The following is a 14,686-nucleotide window of genomic DNA, read 5'->3' as shown; positions in this document are numbered from 1 at the left end:
ATTGTTCGATTGTCGCCAACACGACAATCGAAAAGCCGGCGAAATGCCAATAACTTGTTGATATTAAATAAATAATCTTAGGCATCGATGTTGCTATGGCATGCCTCGCCAGCCATTCGAAGCTGGCTATAGCCACAGCAATAGAGAGAACCCTATGTCCATCAAGGAAATCCAAGCCTTCTCGAGCCAAGCCATGAGCGACCCGGTCCTTGGCGAAAAGCTCAAAGCCTGCGAAAAGGTCCGCGACGTGATCGCCCTCGGCAAGGAACATGGCTACCGCATCATCGAGGACCTGCTCTACCCACCGAACGAACCGCAATTCAGCGAAGCCCAGCTGTCGCCGAAGATGGCCAAGGCGCTGTTGCGCGCCTGATATGCGGCGGTGACCGAAAGCCCAGCCTGCACAGCCTCTTCACACGGCAACCGTCGCAGGTTGGGTCGAGCGCAGCGACGCCCAACGAGAGAAGCATCCGGCAACACTTCGCCATCACCGAACCTGATATTCAAGGGTGGGCTTCACTGGTGGGCTGAAGTCCACCGGAGCTGCGAAATGCCCGCGCCTGTGGCGCCATCATTTGTCGAACGCTGGCAAGGCGTATTCCACGGGCCCGGCGAACAGACACGCCGAAGCGCCGCCAATCTCCGAGCCAGGGCAGGCTCGACCCCCTTCAACACCACTGAATCTGGCGCGACAGATCGAGCAGGCGCGCTTCGAACGAAAGCTCCATCAGCGTTCCTCTTCAAAGGCACGGGCGATCTGCAGGAACGCCTCGCCGCCGATTTCATCGCCCGGATCCAACTCCAGCAGCTTCTCCAGCACCCGCCGTGCATTGTCCACCTTGCCACGGCGCAGGCGGATCACGCCCAGCGCCTTGAGGCTGAACAGGTACAGCCGTTCGGCGCCCCGGTGCGTCTGCCAGTCGGCGCTGGCAGGGTGCAGGCGGCGGTAGTTGCGGCTGAAGCCGGCGCGGCCGGCGGCGCTGCGCAGGGCGGCCCACACCGCCGCTTCCGCCTCGGCATAGCGGGCCTGGCGGAAATAGAACTTGTACAGGCCGATGTGTGCATCCGGCTCCTCGGCCCAGCGCCGCCTGGCCTCCAGCAGCAGAGCTTCGATCGCCGCCGGATGCCCGAGGTTGCGTGCGCTGTTCAGCAGGTAGCGCAGCCCGCTCGGCGTACGGTCGGAAAAGAACGCCTGGCCGGCATCCAGCAGCACCACCTCACCCATTCGTCACCAGAGCTCCGCGGGCGTCAGCTTGTCGGCGAAGGGCACCCCCTCGAGCAGATGCGCGAGAATGCTCTCGATATCCGCCGGCTCCACCCAGCTGTACATCAATGCGCCCGGGTAGATCAGCACATTGGCACCGGCCTGGCAGGGGCCGAGGCAGCCCGTACTGGTCAGCGCGATGCGCCCGGTCAGGTTGCGCCGGATCAGTGCCTGGGAAAATGCATCGAGCAGGGCTTCGCCGCCCTTGGCCGCACAGCAACCGCGCGGGTGCCCTTCGGCTCGGCGCTGCATGCAGACGAAGATGTGATGGTCGGGTCTTGGCATGTCAGCAACTCCTCAGCCGGCCAGGGCCTGATGGGTATGGCATTGTTTCGGGCAGACCGCCGCACAGGCCTTGCAGCCGATGCAGTCGAGGCCGTTGGCGATGGCCATCACCATCATCTCGTCGTCCTCGTCATAGAGATCATCATCCTCATCCACCATGCCCGAGCGCTCCACCAGTTCGAACACGTCGCGCGGACACACCTTGTAGCAACGCCCGCAACCAATGCACTTCTGCGCATCGACGGCGGTGACGAACTGCGGCACCCATTCGCTGCCACCACGGGTACGCCCGGTTATCACTGCTTCCATCTGTCATCTCCTGCCCGCCAATGGCATGGCGGCAGCCTACGGTTAGGGATACGGCGGGCTCGGGCCCACTCTGTATGGGTGCTTCCAGCCGGGCGTTGGCCTCGGCCCAGTCGAGGCAGGCCTGGTGCGCCTGTGCCGCCAGTTCCGGCAGTTGCCGGTAATCGATCAGCAGCCGGTCCTCGACCAGGTCGTGGATCTGCGACGCCCATTCGGTGGCGATGCGCTTCTTCTGGCTGACTTCCTTCTTCAGCGCCTTGAGTTCCTCTTCGCTCATCGATTCGCCCTCCCCGTCACAGCTCGGCGACCGCACGGTGCTCGGCGACCAGCGCGCTCGCCTTGCCGAGCAGCTTCTGCGCCTCGAGCGACAGCGCCTCGAGCGACTCGAAGCCAAAGCGGTGGACGTCGCGCAGGGTCTTGTCCAGCGCCACCAGCTTGCCGACCAGGATCAGCGCACGGCCGAAGCCTTCGTGGGTGATGTTGATCACCGGCACCGCGAACAGCCCGGTCTCGCGTTCGATCATCTGCGCCAGGGCGTTGTAGAAGGCCTTGACCCGCGACAGGGTAATTTCGTCCGGATCGCCGACGATGGGAATCGCCCGGCGCCGCTCGCGGGTCAGCACCAGCGGGTCGAGCACCCGCGCGTCGCTCCAGGTGTCATAGGTGCCGTAGCTGTCCATGGCGCGCAATTGCACGACCATCTGCTTGATCACCGGGTCCTGCAGGGCGGGGTCGTCGTCGCGGACGACCGCCTGCTGCTCTTCCACTGCGTACATAACGCTGTCCTCAATTGGGAAAGGTGCGGGTATCGCTCTATTCGTCCCAGGCTTCGCCGGCCATGGCCTCGAAGCGCTGCTGGTCCGGCGCGCCGCGGGTGCGCCGGATCGCTTTGGCCAGCCAGGCCGAAGGGCCTTCGCGCAGCTCGGCCTGCAGCGTTTCGATCAACCCTGCGATGCTTTCGGCCTCGCTGACCTTGACCGGCTGCACGCCGATCGCCAGCAGTTGGCGCACCGCCGAGGCGCCGCAGGCGCGGCAGTACACCGCGATGCAGCCGCTGAGCAGCTCGAGCTTGGCCGCCAGCTTGTCTTCGTTGCCGTCCTGATCGAGCTCACCGAACTCCACCACCGATTGCAGCTCGACGCGCTCCGGATCGATTCCATAGAAGACGAACGACCGTGAAGAGCCGAAATGCTGATCGACCGTGCGCCGGTCGGACGAGGCGAAGGCCACCTTGAGCAGCGTGCCGTCCTTGTCGCTGTCGAGTACCTGCAGTTGTCGGATCGGACTGGCCATGGCTCAGTGGCTCCGTTGCGAATGGTCGGAGGCGGGCTTGTGCGCATAGACCGAGCGGTACGGCGCGATACCCTGATGGTGTTCGGTGAGCAGGTTGGCCAGGTCGAACAACGCCTGCGCACTGGCCCGGTAGCCACTCCAGCAGCGCTGGAAGCCGCCCAGCAGGTCGTACTGCGGGAAGCCCACGCGCAGCAGCGGGATGCCCAGGCGCTGGGCGCTGGCCAGCGCATGGCTGTTGCCGAGCAGCAATTGGGCGCCTCCGTCGCGGGCGGCCTGCTGCAGGTCCTCCAGGTCGCCGACCTGGATGCGCGCCAGCGGCGCGTCGGTCAGCGCCGCTGCGCGTGCCGGCACCACCGCAGCCACCAGCTGCGCGCCCATGCCGCGGGCCAGGCCGTCGAAGCCGAGCAGCAGGTCGGGGTCGGCGGCGATGCCCAGGCGTGCGTCGCCGAGCATGAAATGGGTGTCGAGCATGGCGTCCTGCAGTTGCCGGCGCTGACGCTGCCAGCGCTCCGGCACCGGGTTGCCGCTGATCTCGCTTAGTGCCATCAGCCAGACGTCTACCGCTTCCAGGCCCAGCAGCAGGCCGAAACGGCGGTCCGGCACGCCGCTGCGGGCGGTCAGCGCATCGGCGGCGGCGGCCAGGCTCTGCCCGACCACCAGGGTCGCAACGCTCTGCCCGGCGCTGGCCAGTTCGTCGCGGGTCAGCCCGCCGGTGGTCAGCGGATTGAAGGCCGCCGCGTCGAGATGGCCGTCCAGCGAGCCGGAAAGATCGGGGATCAGCAGCGGCCGCAGGCCGAAGCTCTCGATGCTCTCGGCGATGAACTCCAGGTCGCCGGGTGTCAGGCTGGCGCTGCACAGCACGTTGACCTGGCGCGGCCGCTGGCCGACCTGGTCGCGGCGCTCGGGCACCAGCGTCTCGATCATCGCCTTGAGCGCAGCGGCGAAGCCGCTTTCGAAGCAGCCGCTGAAGTCGGGGCTGTTCACCGGCACCACCACCACGTCGCCGTATTCGGGATACTCGCGGCGGAACTGGTGCAAGGCACTGTGCAGATCGCAGCCCTGGGTTTCCGCCAGCGCGGTGCTGAGCAGGCCGATCAGCGCCGGGTGCTGTTTGTCGCAGATCACCCGCAGCGCCTCGACGACATTGTCGTCGGCACCCATCACCGAGCTGACCTGGTCCATCGCCGTGGTCTGCAACGGCACCGGCTCGCGGAAATGCCGTACGAAGAACACCTTGGCGAACGCCGTACAGCCCTGCGAACCGTGCAGCAGCGGCATGCTGCGCGCCATGCCGAGAAAGGCCAGCGCGGCGCCCATGGTCTGGCTGGCCTTCAGCGGGCTGACCGCCAGCGCCTTGTTGCGGTTGATGATCTCGGCCATGGCGCTCTCCTCAGGCATTCGCGACTGCCGCCAGGAGCGGTGCCGACGCCGCCGACTCCCAGGGTGCCGGACGGCGTACCGCTTGCCACACCGGACTCTCGATGGTCAGGCAGAGCTGGCGTACCAGTTCCAGCATGCCGTCGTAGCCGGCATAGCCGAATTCGCGCTCCTGGTTGATATCGAGGAAGGGAATGCGCCCCTTGAGCGCGGTGTACATGTTGCGGCCGCCGGCGATGAGGATGTCGGCGCGATACTCCTCCACCGTGCGCAGCAGCGCGCGCGGGTTGCCCTCCTCGAGCATCTTCACCTCGTCGCCCATCAGCTCGCGGATGCGCGCCTTGTCCTCCTCGGTGGACTTCTTGGTGCCGGTGGCAACCACCTTCATGCGCAGGTCCTGCAGCGCCGAGATCACCGACCAGGACTTGACCCCGCCGGTGTAGAGCAGCACGCGCTTGCCGGCCAGGCGCTCGCGCCAAGGTTCCAGCGCTGCGCGAATCTTCGCCTCCTCGCGCGCGATCAGCGCTTCGGTGCGCGCGCCGAGATCGGCGTCGCCGATCAGCCGGGCAAAGTCGCGCAGCGCCTGCGAGGTGTCGGTGATGCCGTAGAAGCTGCCCTCGAACCAGGGCGTGCCGAAGCGCTCCTGCAGCTTGCGCGCGACGTTGAGCATGGCCTTGGAGCAGACCATCATGTTTACCTCGGCACGGTGCATGCTCTGCACCTCGCTAAAGCGCGCATCGCCGGACAGCGTGCAGAGCACGCGCAGGCCCAGTTCGTCGAGCAGCGGCAGCACGTGCCAGAACTCGCCGGCGATGTTGTATTCGCCGATCAGGTTGACATCGTGCACATGGATGCCCGGGCGCTCGCTGCCGGCCGGTAGCGGGTCGGGTTCGCGGGTGCCGATCACGTGCTTGACCATGGCGTCGCCGGCGATGCGGTTGCCGAGGTTCTTGGTGCCGTAGAAGCCGGCGCCGTCAACCGGCACCACCGGCGTGGCGAAATGCTCGCTGGCGGCCTTGCAGACGGCGTCGAGGTCGTCGCCGATCAGCGCCGGCACGCAGGTGTTGTAGACGAACACCGCTGCTGGCGCGTAAGCCTCCACCGCCTGGCGAATGGCGTGGAACAGGCGCTTCTCGGCGCGCCCCATGATCACGTCCTGCTCGGAGAGGTCGGTGGTCATGCCGATGCGGTACAGCTGCGGACCGCTGGAGCGGGTGCCGCGGTTGTCCCAGGAGCTGCCGGCACAGGCGATCGGCCCATGGACGATATGCGCCACGTCGGCGATCGGCAGCAGCGCGATCTGCGCGCCGTCGAAGGCGCAGCCACCGTCGGTGGCGCCCGGCGTCGGCTTGGCGCAGCCGGACTTATCCTTCTTGTTGTGGGTGCAGGCGGGCTCGTCGAGCAGCTCGGCAATGTCCTTGGCTTTCATCGCACCCTCCGGATCGTCGTGGTCATGCGTAACGAGACGGGTGCAATGCGTGTACCAAAATACAACTTATTGATTTATAAGAACTTATATAGAACCCGGATTGTCGCAAACGCATCCGGATGTCGGGTTCGCAACAAAGTATTCAACGGTCTCATCGTAGCTTGGGTCGTGCGGCGCAGCTCCGTAGGGTGGGCTTCAGCCCACCAGATCCAGGCCAGCGATGTCACCCCTGGTGGGCTGAAGCGGAACGCCGCCCGGCCCACCCTACTGAAAAGCATCGCCCTGGGGGCAGGCAATCCACAGGGATGTGGTGAATGCCGCAAGCCCGTCGGGAACGGGCGCGGCCTCCCACAAGAGCAGCAGGCAGCCTGCGGACCTGTGGGAGGCGCGCCCTCGCGGCGATGCAGGCCGGCAGGCCTGCCAAGACTAAAAAAGCATCATCTCGGGACGGGCCTCCACCCAACCTACCCCAACCGCTCTTCGATCGCGGTCCGGACTTCGGGGTCGTCTTCGTCCAGTTCGCGCAGGGCGTCGAGGGGGGCGTTTTCCACGGCGGCCAGGCGCACGGTCCAATCGGGGTCGCCGAGCATTTCCAGCACATCCTCGCCATGCAGGCGCGCAGCGACGAGGCGGCGGACTTCCGGTTCGGGGTCCATGACCATCAGCCCGAGGCTTTCCTCCGGCAGACGCTGGGCGACGAACTTGCGCACCTGGCGATCCTCGTCGCGAATGAAACGGAACAGCCGGCCCGGAGCGATGCGCTGGACCACGTAGGCGCGCACCAGATAGTCCGGGTCGGCGGCCATCTGCTCCAGTTGCTCGGCCGGCAGGCGGTCGGCGACGGTGATGCGCACTTCGCGATCAGGGTCATGCATGAGTTCGCCCAAACGCTCGCGTGGCAGGCGGTAGGCGACGGCGCGCCTCACCGCTTCATCGACGTCGCGGATCATCGGCAGCAGCGCCTCCACCGGGGCGTAGCGCACGGCGATGGCGCGCCGCTCCCAGAACGGGTCGGTCAGGTACTGCGCGGCCAGCTGCGGATTGTGCCGGAAGAAGCGGTCGATCTGCCGCCCGCTGTGGATCGCCACGCAGCTGTCGCCCGGCATACAGCGGCCGCTTGGCAGCAGGCTGCCGCGAAAGCTGCAATCGCGGCAGTCCGCCAGAGGGGTGATGTCCGCGCTACTGTCGTTGTGCACGAGCGCGCTCAGTCGGCGATCACTTCGGCCAGGACGATGCCCGAGGCGGCGTCCAGGTCGTTGCTCAGCACCGAGCAGTGCTGGCTGGAATTGACCAGGTAGACATTGAAGCCCGGCCGTTCGGCGATGGGCTTGGCATTGACCACCACGTCATCGTCCAGGCAACAGGTGAAGTGCACGCCGGGGTGGGCGCTGCGCAGCCTGGCGAGTAGCGCTTCGTCGAGCGGGCCGCTTTCGGCCTGGTGGATAACGGCGTCAAGCTGGGTCTGACTGATCATGGGGTGTCCTCTGTTTCGGCAATCGAAGCGCGGCGGGTAGCCGGGTCGCTGCCCATGGCCCTGGCCAGCCAGGGTGGCGGCGCGGTGGCCAGCACCTGCTGCAGTTCCTCGACGATCTCGCGGGCCGGAATCGGCCGCATGACCTTGATCGGATGGGTACCGAGGCGAATCACCTTGGCTGCCGCCGGCCCGCCGATGCTCAGGGTGTAGAGCAGTTGGCAGTCGTGCAGCAGTTCGGCGCGGCTGGCATGGCGGTCTTCGTTTGGTGCGACTGGCCCCGGTTCGCGCAGCGCGACCAGACGGCTGGCGCTCGGCGAGAGCTGGTAGATGAGAAAGCGCACGCAGCTGCCGAAACTGCCGTCCAAGCGCTCGCCGCCGTCGGAGGCGCAGGCGATGCGGACCGAATCCGGCAGCTCGCCTTCGCGGTAGGGCTCGACGGCCGGCAACGGTTCCTCAGGCATCTGTACGCCGCGCCCCTTGAGCAGGCCGAGCGCACGCTGCAGTTGCCGCTCGGTCATCGGCGGCGACGGCCCGTCGACGGTGCTCAGCAGGCAGTGGCGCAAGCGATTGAGCCGCAGCCTGGCCAGCCGCGCCTCGGTGATCGGTTCGCCGGTGACGCCAAGCAGGCTGCGCAGCAGTTGCCCGGTATCCACGCCGCTCAGCTCGCGCGCCGCCAGGGCGATGCGCAGGGCCAGGTGAGCAGACAACGGCGCCCGTCCATTATTCGGCGCCATCATTCAGCCCTCGCCGGCCCGTCTGGCGCGCAGGGTGATCGGCAGTTTCGGCGGTGCCGAGAGGGGTTCGAGGTAGTAGCGGGAGCCATCGGCCAGGGCGACTTCGCCGCCCCAGCGCTCGGGGCTGTCGTGCTCCAGGCTGACGATGATTTCCTCCTGGTCCTTCTTGGCGATGTAGAAGGTCAGTTGGCCATTCCTGTTGCGATTGATCATGACGCTGGGCATGGGAGTTTTCCTGAATGGGGCTGGCCGGCCGGCGACCGTTGCAGTGCGGCGGCCGAACAGAAAGCGGGGAGGTCACCCTCCCCGTTCGAGGTCAACGAACCAGGTCGTAGTTGTAGTCGGTGCTCTGCATGCCGCGGGTTTCGTCGTCGAGGCGCTCGAGCACGGCATTGACGATGGTGGTCAGCATCTGCATGGCGCCTTCGTAGCCCAGGGTGGTCTGGCGATGCAGGTGATGGCGATCGAAGATCGGGAAGCCGAGACGAATCAGCGGCACCTCGAATTCCTTGCCCTTGTGCAACGTGTCGCGCTGGATGAACTTGCCGTAGCTGTTACCGATCATGAAGTCCGGCTTGTCGGTGAACACCAGCGAACGCATGTGCCAGAGGTCCTTGCCGATGTACACGGTGCTGTTCTTGCCGTAAGGCGAAGATTCCAGGATCGCGTCCATGGCCTTCTTCCAGCGCTTGTTGCCGTTGTGGGCGAGGATATGCACCGGCTCGGCGCCCAGTTCCAGGAGGAACTTGGCCATGCCCATGACGAAGTCCGGATCGCCCCAGAGAGCGAAGCGCTTGCCATGCAGCCAGGTGTGCGAGTCGGTCATCATGTCCACCAGCCGGCCGCGTTCCTTGGCCAGGCTCTCGGCGATCGGCTGGCCGCTGATCTCGCTGACCTTCATCAGGAAGTCGTCGGTCCAGTCCAGGCCCATGGGGATGTTGAGCCTGGGCGTCTCGTGCTTCCAGGTGCCGTCGATGAGCTTGCGGGTCTTCTCCAGTTGCCAGGGTTGCAGCAGCAGGGTGTTCAGGGCGTTGGGCGCATCCTTGATCTCGTCCTGGGTGGTGCCGCCGGCATACATGCGGAACTGGCCGTCGGCCGGGGTATCGAGCACTTCTTCGGGGTCGGAGAGCAGGCTGTAGCCAACGTCCATTTCCTTGAGCATGCGCTTGATCACGCGGAAGTTGCCCAGGTAGGTCTCGAAGCCGGGAACCACGTTGATCTTGTGGTTGCTGCCCACCACCTTGTCGTCCATGTGGTTGAGGGTGAAGTAGCGGGCGATGCCCTCGAACATGTTGTCCCAGCCAGTGACGTGGCTGCCGACGAAGCTCGGGGTATGGGCGAAGGGAACCGGGTAATCCTCGGGAATGAACCCCTCCTTCTTCGAGTTGTTGATGAAGGCGTTGAGGTCATCGCCAATGACCTCGGCCATGCAGGTGGTGGACACCGCGATCATGTCCGGCTTGTAGGTCGCCTTGCAGTTCTGCAGGCCGTCCTTCATGTTCTGCTGGCCGCCGAACACCGCCGCGTCTTCGGTCATGGAGTCCGACACGCAGGAGATGGGTTCCTTGAAATGCCGGTTGAAGTAGGTGCGGAAGTAGGCGACACAACCCTGCGAGCCGTGCACGTAGGGCATGGTCTTTTCGAAACCCAGGGCGCACAGCACCGAGCCCAGCGGCTGGCAGGCCTTGGCCGGGTTGACGGTCAGGGCTTCGCGCTGGAAGTTGAGTTCCTGGTATTCCTGGGTGGTGGTCCACTGGAAGACTTCGTCGATCTTGTCCTGCGGGTGCTTCTCCTCGAAGTCGTCGCGCTTGCGCGCGAGCATGTCCTTGTATTCGTCGTCGCGGAACAGCGGATAGCTGGGTTTGATGTTGTCGACTTGCTGGCTCATGACTCTCTCCTTCGCCTCACTCATCTGTGAACGGCGATCACGGATATCGGCGGCAACCGGCCTGTGCCGGTCGCCGCGGACGTTGCGTACGACTGCGCACGATCAGGCGATGGCGGCGACCTTCTCGGCCGATTCCTCGGCCTTCTGCCAGGGCGCCTGTAGCTTCTTCCAGCACGGATTGTTCAGGGTCATGTCCATGTCACGGGCGAAGATGGCGAAACCGTCGAAGCCGTGGTACGGGCCGGAATAGTCCCAGGAGTGCATCTGCCGGAAGGGAATGCCCATCTTCTGGAAGATGTACTTTTCCTTGATGCCGGAACCGATCAGGTCGGGCTTGACGCGCTTGACGAACTCCTCGAACTCGTAGCCGGTGACATCGTCGTAGAGCAGCGTGGCGCTGCCCATTTCCTTGAGGGTGCGGTCGTAGTCGTCGTTGTGGCCGAACTCGTAGCCGGTGCCGACCACTTCCATGCCCAGGTCCTCGTAGGCGCCGATCACGTGGCGCGGACGCAGGCCGCCGACGTAGAGCATCACGCGCTTGCCTTCCAGGCGCGGGCGGTACTTGGCGATCACCGCTTCCCACTCCGGCTGGTACCTGGCGATGACGTCCTCGCACTTGGCCTTGATGCTGTCGTCGAAGTGCTCGGCGATGGCCCGCAGCGATTCGGCGGTCTTGGTCGGGCCGAAGAAGTTGTACTCCATCCAGGGGATGCCGTACTTCTCTTCCATATGCCGCGAGATGTAGTTCATCGAGCGGTAGCAGTGGACCAGGTTGAGCTTGACCTTGGGCGTCAGTTCCATCTCGGAAAGGGTGCCGTCGCCGGACCACTGGGCGACCACGCGCAGACCCATTTCCTCGAGCAGGATGCGCGAGGACCAGGCATCGCCGCCGATGTTGTAGTCGCCGATGATGGAGACGTCGTACGGGGTGGTCTGGAAGCTGGTGTCGTCGTCGCGCTTGTCCAGCACCCAGTCACGGATGGCGTCGTTGGCGATGTGGTGGCCGAGCGACTGCGACACCCCGCGGAAGCCCTCGCAACGCACTGGCACCACGGTGGTCTCGTGCTCGGCGGCCTTCTTCTTGGCGACCGCCTCGATGTCGTCGCCGATCAGGCCGATGGGGCATTCGGACTGCACGGAGATGCCCTTGTTGAGCGGGAACAGCGTCTCGACTTCGTCGATCAGCTTGGACAGCTTCTTGTCGCCGCCGAAGACGATGTCCTTCTCCTGGAAGTCCGAGGTGAAGTTCATGGTGACGAAGGCGTTCACGCCGGTGGTGCCGATGTAGTAGTTGCGCCGCCCGGCGCGGGAATACTGGCCGCAGCCCACCGGCCCGTGGGAAATGTGGATCATGTCCTTGATCGGCCCCCAGACCACCCCCTTGGAGCCGGCATAAGCGCAGCCACGGATGGTCATCAGCCCCGGCTGGGACTTCTTGTTGGAGGTGATGCACTTCTTCGATTGCTCAAGCGTCGGGTCGTTTGGCGACAGGTGCTTGGCGCGGTCCTTGCGGGCCTTTTCCGGATAGACTTCCAGAACTTCCTGGATGAGGGATTCCACCTCTTCGCGGGACATAGCGGTCATGATTGACCTCCTCTTGCGTTCATGTGCGGGTCACGGACGCCCCGCACTGCAGACTGCGCAGTGCGACGCTCCGGCAGGGCCCATCCGCCCTGCCCCGTCCAACTGAAACGATGCGCTCAGGCAACGACTTCCTCGGCAGCGGTCTTGCCGACGATGCTGATGTCTTCCTCGTCCATGATCCCGAACTCCATGAGCAGGGCTTCCAGCTCGTCCATGCTGATCGGGGTGGGAATGACCAGTTTCCTGTTGTCGACGATCTTCTGCGCCAGGGTCCGGTATTCATCGGCCTGCCTGGCTGCGGGGTCGTACTCGATGACGGTCATGCGGCGGATTTCGGCGCGCTGCACGACGTTGTCGCGCGGTACGAAGTGGATCATCTGCGAGCCCAGCTTGTCCGCCAGGGCCATGATCAGCTCGTCCTCGCGGTCGGTATTGCGGCTGTTGCAGATCAGCCCGCCGAGGCGCACGCTGCCGGAGTTGGCGTACTTCACGATGCCCTTGCAGATGTTGTTGGCGGCATACATCGCCATCATCTCGCCGGAGCAGACGACATAGATTTCCTGGGCCTTGTTCTCACGGATAGGCATGGCGAAGCCGCCACAGACCACGTCGCCGAGCACGTCGTAGAAGACGAAGTCCAGGTCATCCTCGTAGGCGCCTTCCTCCTCGAGGAAGTTGATCGCGGTGATCACGCCGCGGCCGGCACAGCCCACGCCCGGCTCAGGGCCGCCCGACTCGACGCACTTGATGTCGCCGTAGCCGGTCTTGAGCACGTCTTCGAGTTCCAGGTCTTCCACGGTACCGGCCTCGGCGGCCATTTCCATGATGGTGTTCTGCGCCTTGGAGTGCAGGATCAGACGGGTAGAGTCGGCCTTGGGGTCGCATCCGACGATCATCACCTTCTTGCCGAGTTCGGCCAGGGCCGCCACGAGGTTCTGGGTCGTGGTGGACTTGCCGATCCCACCCTTCCCGTAAATAGCGCATTGACGCATTGCCATAATTAAGTTCCTCAGGTTTCGTTACCACTTGACGTGGGCTATAGGCACGAACAAGCCTGCGCAACAGGGCAATAGCAGCCTTTGTGCCAGCGCCAAACCAAAGATTTATGCTTTTGTTTTTATTGACTTAATTATTAATCAACAGAAATTTTAAACAGTTCGATAGTTAACAATCGGCAGCCGTCACTGTTGCAATGGCTACAAACAGCGAACAAACCAGGAACCGAACTTCGGTTCTCGTCGAATACTGTTACGAACATGACAATTGTCGCGTTCGCCACTCTTCCTGATCAGCGAAACGGCAACTATCACGGCACTGACGCCGCATATATATCAATGGTTTGCACGCCATAACCGGAATGGCTCGGTTATTGCGATCGGCTATGCGGACTCCATTGGCCGCAGCAGGAGATTTGCCGTGAACGATCCGTTGAAGCAGATCGTCGCCCGCCTTACCGCCCACGAACTGGTGCCCTACCTGGGACCAGGCGTGTTGCGCGGCGTAGTCGACTGCCACACCGGCCAGCCGCTACCGGCCGACAATGAAAGCCTGATTCTCGCGATGACCGGCGGACAACCGATGGCACCGCGACTGATGTACGAGTTCCCTCGCGCGGCCATGCACCTGGAGAACAAGAAGGGGCGCAGCTTCATCGAGCGCTTTCTGACCCAGACCTACGGCGGCGACAACTGGACGCCCGCACCGCTGCACCGCTGGCTGGCCGGGCTGAACCTGCCGTACGTCATCGATTGCAACCGCGACACCCAGCTGCAGCGCTGCTATGCCGACCGCGTGCACACCCTGGTGGTCGGCGCCGCACGCATCGCCGCCAGCCCCTACCGCTTCGACATCTACCGCTTCGACGACGGCCGCTACCAGCGCATCGACCAGGCCGAGGTCGATCCCGCGCTGCCGGTGCTGTTCAAGCCACTCGGTACGCCGCAGCCGACGCCCTCCTACGTCGCCAGCGATGCCGACTTCGTCGACTACATCACCGAGCTGATGGGCGGCTTCGCCATCCCCTCCTGGCTCAAGCAGCAGCGCAAGGCCTGCCGCTACCTGTTCCTCGGCATGCAGTTCAACCGCGATACCGAACGCATGGTGATGAGCGACCTCATCCACGATGCGGCCACGCCCGCCGGCTGGGCGCTGATCCCCTCGCCCAGCGAGAAGGACCGCAAGGTCTGCCTGCGCAAGCAGCTCGATCTGGTCGAGACCGACTGGCACGACCTGCTCGGCCTGGCCCGGGGCGCCTCGCAGGTAGCCTGATCCGTTTGTCCCCACCAGAGAGCACGACCATGCTGCTGAAAACCTACGAAACGCAAAACCTGCTGTGCAACGTCAGCGTCAATGGCGCGACCACCAAGCCGGACACCTACGCCTTCCGCGGCGACCTGGTGCTCGAAGAAGGCGAAATCGCCGACGCCTCCGGCCGCCGCCTGCCACCGACCGCCGTGGTCAAGCAGGCGGTCATGCTGGAGCGGCAGGGGAAACTGGCGATGATGGCCGGCGCGCTAATCGAGCTGGCCCACCTGCCCATGTTCATCGAGCGCTACCGCGGCGACCTGGCCGACGGCGCGCCGCTGATCTTCTATGTCGAGAACCTCGGCAAGTCGCTGTACACCGAACTAGGAGGCGTGCGCCTGCTGCTGCAGGCGCACGAGGAAGGGGCGGTGTGGAACACCCTCGCCGATGACCTGCGCCTGGACAAGGAGGATTTCAAGGGCCAGAGCGCCGAGGACAAGGTGCTCACCGTCTACGCCGCGCTCCAGGACTACCAGCCGAAGCTGGATACCCTGAGCTACGAGGCCGCCCTCGGCTGCACCGTTGCCCACCGTCGCGAGGCGCGCGGGCCGGTCTGACTCCCCCTCGGCGGGCTCCAGATGCTGTTTCTGGGCAGCCCAGGCTGAGGCGATGCTTTTTCAGGCTTCAGGTTTCGCAGTCCTTTGGGCTGCGTCGCCGCGGGGGCGCGCCTCCCACAAGTCTTGGTGTGCACCGGCCGCTTTTGTGGGAGACCCGACCTCGGGGCGAGGTTTTGTCAGGCTTCAGGTTT

General features: G+C 64.6%; 17 protein-coding genes and 1 pseudogene. 3 read left to right on the top strand and 15 right to left on the bottom strand.

Annotation, left to right across the window (positions count from 1 at the left end):
• Window positions 1-100: 100 nt before the first annotated feature.
• Complete coding sequence (locus tag B597_RS43770) at window positions 101-373, top strand: Nif11-like leader peptide family natural product precursor (protein WP_330216724.1); 273 nt, start codon at window positions 101-103, stop codon at window positions 371-373.
• A 354-nt stretch (window positions 374-727) separates the two neighbouring features.
• On the opposite strand, the gene B597_RS43765 is transcribed toward B597_RS43770, so the two are convergent.
• From B597_RS43765 to nifH, 15 genes and pseudogenes are all read right to left on the bottom strand, one after another.
• On the bottom strand, window positions 728-1,225 hold the full coding sequence (locus tag B597_RS43765) for a tetratricopeptide repeat protein (protein ID WP_003296315.1): 498 nt from the start codon (window positions 1,223-1,225) through the stop codon (window positions 728-730).
• 3 nt (window positions 1,226-1,228) lie between these two features.
• The gene (locus tag B597_RS43760) at window positions 1,229-1,549 is read right to left on the bottom strand and encodes a (2Fe-2S) ferredoxin domain-containing protein (RefSeq protein ID WP_003296313.1); all 321 of its coding nucleotides are present in this window, start codon (window positions 1,547-1,549) and stop codon (window positions 1,229-1,231) included.
• Between the two features lie 12 nt (window positions 1,550-1,561).
• Window positions 1,562-1,858 (bottom strand): ferredoxin III, nif-specific, encoded by a 297-nt coding sequence (gene fdxB / locus B597_RS43755; protein ID WP_003296312.1) that lies wholly within the window; start codon window positions 1,856-1,858, stop codon window positions 1,562-1,564.
• Window positions 1,859-1,949: 91 nt separating this feature from the next.
• Window positions 1,950-2,132 (bottom strand): annotated as a pseudogene (locus B597_RS47865) (CCE_0567 family metalloprotein); the annotation flags it as partial.
• 16 nt (window positions 2,133-2,148) lie between these two features.
• Window positions 2,149-2,631: a NifX-associated nitrogen fixation protein gene (locus tag B597_RS43750; RefSeq protein WP_003296310.1), complete on the bottom strand. Its 483-nt coding sequence runs from the start codon at window positions 2,629-2,631 to the stop codon at window positions 2,149-2,151.
• A 37-nt stretch (window positions 2,632-2,668) separates the two neighbouring features.
• Entirely contained in the window at window positions 2,669-3,148 is a 480-nt protein-coding gene (locus B597_RS43745; RefSeq protein ID WP_003296308.1) for a NifB/NifX family molybdenum-iron cluster-binding protein, read from the bottom strand.
• Window positions 3,149-3,151: 3 nt separating this feature from the next.
• Window positions 3,152-4,528, bottom strand: a complete 1,377-nt coding sequence (gene nifN, locus B597_RS43740) for a nitrogenase iron-molybdenum cofactor biosynthesis protein NifN (RefSeq protein ID WP_024162480.1) — start codon at window positions 4,526-4,528, stop codon at window positions 3,152-3,154.
• A gap of 10 nt (window positions 4,529-4,538) precedes the next feature.
• On the bottom strand, window positions 4,539-5,954 hold the full coding sequence (nifE, locus tag B597_RS43735) for a nitrogenase iron-molybdenum cofactor biosynthesis protein NifE (RefSeq protein ID WP_003294725.1): 1,416 nt from the start codon (window positions 5,952-5,954) through the stop codon (window positions 4,539-4,541).
• 464 nt (window positions 5,955-6,418) lie between these two features.
• Window positions 6,419-7,150, bottom strand: coding sequence for a 4Fe4S-binding leucine-rich repeat protein (locus B597_RS43730; RefSeq protein WP_024162479.1), 732 nt, complete (start codon window positions 7,148-7,150; stop codon window positions 6,419-6,421).
• Window positions 7,151-7,158: 8 nt separating this feature from the next.
• Entirely contained in the window at window positions 7,159-7,428 is a 270-nt protein-coding gene (locus B597_RS43725; RefSeq protein ID WP_003294722.1) for a DUF6129 family protein, read from the bottom strand.
• Complete coding sequence (locus tag B597_RS43720) at window positions 7,425-8,162, bottom strand: dinitrogenase iron-molybdenum cofactor N-terminal domain-containing protein (RefSeq protein ID WP_024162478.1); 738 nt, start codon at window positions 8,160-8,162, stop codon at window positions 7,425-7,427. The genes B597_RS43725 and B597_RS43720 overlap by 4 nt, the downstream gene beginning before the upstream one ends.
• Before the next feature lie 3 nt (window positions 8,163-8,165).
• Window positions 8,166-8,387, bottom strand: coding sequence for a putative nitrogen fixation protein NifT (gene nifT / locus B597_RS43715; protein WP_003294718.1), 222 nt, complete (start codon window positions 8,385-8,387; stop codon window positions 8,166-8,168).
• 91 nt (window positions 8,388-8,478) lie between these two features.
• Entirely contained in the window at window positions 8,479-10,050 is a 1,572-nt protein-coding gene (nifK, locus tag B597_RS43710) for a nitrogenase molybdenum-iron protein subunit beta (protein ID WP_003294716.1), read from the bottom strand.
• 102 nt (window positions 10,051-10,152) lie between these two features.
• Window positions 10,153-11,634: a nitrogenase molybdenum-iron protein alpha chain gene (gene nifD, locus B597_RS43705; protein ID WP_003294715.1), complete on the bottom strand. Its 1,482-nt coding sequence runs from the start codon at window positions 11,632-11,634 to the stop codon at window positions 10,153-10,155.
• A gap of 116 nt (window positions 11,635-11,750) precedes the next feature.
• Window positions 11,751-12,632 carry a nitrogenase iron protein gene (gene nifH / locus B597_RS43700; RefSeq protein ID WP_003294714.1) on the bottom strand — a complete coding sequence of 294 codons (882 nt, stop codon included), beginning with the start codon at window positions 12,630-12,632 and terminating at the stop codon, window positions 11,751-11,753.
• A gap of 418 nt (window positions 12,633-13,050) precedes the next feature.
• On the opposite strand from nifH, the gene B597_RS43695 reads away from it, so the two are divergent.
• Together B597_RS43695 and B597_RS43690 are read left to right on the top strand one after the other, a co-directional pair.
• On the top strand, window positions 13,051-13,902 hold the full coding sequence (locus B597_RS43695; protein ID WP_003294713.1) for an SIR2 family protein: 852 nt from the start codon (window positions 13,051-13,053) through the stop codon (window positions 13,900-13,902).
• Window positions 13,903-13,931: 29 nt separating this feature from the next.
• Complete coding sequence (locus B597_RS43690; protein ID WP_003294712.1) at window positions 13,932-14,495, top strand: hypothetical protein; 564 nt, start codon at window positions 13,932-13,934, stop codon at window positions 14,493-14,495.
• The last annotated feature ends 191 nt before the right edge of the window (window positions 14,496-14,686 follow it).

This window comes from Stutzerimonas stutzeri KOS6, from assembly GCF_000307775.2.
GTDB lineage: Bacteria > Pseudomonadota > Gammaproteobacteria > Pseudomonadales > Pseudomonadaceae > Stutzerimonas > Stutzerimonas stutzeri_B.
Note: the sequence above shows the minus strand (reverse complement) of the source record. Positions and strands in the feature narration are given on the sequence as shown.